At 56.6% G+C, this 1,649-nt stretch carries 2 protein-coding genes; both read right to left on the reverse strand.

Translation table 11 applies throughout. From position 1 onward, the window contains the following. Positions 1-703 precede the first annotated feature (703 nt). Entirely contained in the window at positions 704-1,096 is a 393-nt protein-coding gene (locus I5W_RS04610) for a hypothetical protein (RefSeq protein ID WP_252716891.1), read from the reverse strand. 294 nt (positions 1,097-1,390) lie between these two features. Then, entirely contained in the window at positions 1,391-1,561 is a 171-nt protein-coding gene (locus I5W_RS04615; protein ID WP_017453075.1) for a CsbD family protein, read from the reverse strand. Positions 1,562-1,649: the final 88 nt, after the last annotated feature.

The raw sequence follows: 1,649 nt of genomic DNA on the forward strand, positions 1-1,649 counted from the left end.
AAGCATTTGTTNGGTGAAATCCATCAAAATCCCGGTCCTTGTAATTCCATTCAGTCCGGGGCGCATAACCCGTTACGCGCGCCTGATAATCTCGGGAGATATCAGACATACTGTGATTAGGATGTGACAGGAAACCATTTATTGGCGGACAGTCTCTACACTTCTCTTTCGACAGCGTTGTAACCGCCGCTTTTGACAATTCCGAGTTTTGCGCTTTCTTCGCACGTGTATTGCGTTCCAGGATATCCGCGGTTGCATATCCAGCGGCACCTGCACCCAGCCAACCAAGGACTTCCGAAGCAAGTGGGATTGCAGCTAGGGCTACCATGCTCGGCTCTCTTCTTCCCGCTGCTTGACCGTACTGCCTAGATGACGCAAGACGGATTTCATTTCATCTAGACGCTGTTCAGGTAATGCACCGGATTTGCTTAAATACCGCTGTGTCTCCGGCCGCTCAAATAGCTTTGGGTAATCAGCAGACATGTACATCATGTAAATAAGGTGTCCCGTAGACGTGAATCCGAGATTAAGGCCATTGTCGTATGCAGATTGCATACGCAAGATAACCTCGCTACGCCCTGGATTGCCGCGCATATCTTCACGTTCAGAAAGAAATTCATCGGCTACAGCAGCGATGAAATTCTGAACATCACTAGCAAGGAATTTTTTATATTGATCTTCTGCGGGGCGATCTGAATCTGGATCAGGTCGAGGGCCGCATGATCACGCGCGGGGCGGGCACCGGCGCATCCTGGCGATACAGCGGAGCCTGCGGGCCGGCCTTGGCCGGGTCGCGCAGGGTGTCCCGGGCCGGGCGATCCACACCGCCGCCATAGACCAGCACCGCATTGCGCAACGACTTGGAGCGCTTGGCCTGGGCCATGTCCATGTAACGGAATTTCTGTTGGGCCAGCTTGTGCGGGCGGGGCGTCTCCAATGGCATGTGACGATCCATCGCCGACATCGACCAGCGCGCGGCGCTGTCGGGGGCGGCAGAAGTGTGGGCATCGATCGCCGCAGTGGAGGCAGCGAAGGCGGCGGGAGCAGCCAACGAGGCCGCGATGGTCAACATGCAGATACCGACTGTTTTTTTCATGGTGTTCCCTTTCCGGGGTCCCTTCTTGACGGTGAGCAAACATTTCATGCGGGATCGGAGAACTCTTTGGCGTTTTCCCGATCTACCGCCATCACGAAGTCATGGTCGCGGAAATTGCCGTAGAACAAAATCAGCCTTTTCCGATTCCTGATGTAGGAGCTTTCCTACACGGATGAGCTGGCTGCCCGGCTCATGCTCCCGCTTATGCTCCGACTCATGCTCCCTTTTGCTCTTGAAATGCCGCCCAGCAGCCGCCGCGCGTGCTCCAGCCTTGCGCCTTGCGGCGCTCAGTGCTCAGTCCTTGGCCGCTTCCTTGGCATCGCCATAGGTCTTCTGGACGTTGCCTTCCACCTGCTTGGCCGCGCCCTTGACCTGCTGGGTCGTGTTGCCGGTCAGTTCGCCCGTCTTCTGCTGCACCTTGCCTGCGACTTCCTTCAAGCTGCCTTTGATCTGGTCCTGGTTCATGATGGCTCCTTGGTTGTTAAGCAGTGGGCGCCGCCCTGGGCCCGCCCGACGGGCGGTGAGCGACGATGAATCCATGGTAACGATGAGC

Source organism: Herbaspirillum sp. B65 (assembly GCF_000333555.1).
Classification (GTDB): Bacteria; Pseudomonadota; Gammaproteobacteria; order Burkholderiales; family Burkholderiaceae_D; genus Herbaspirillum; species Herbaspirillum rubrisubalbicans.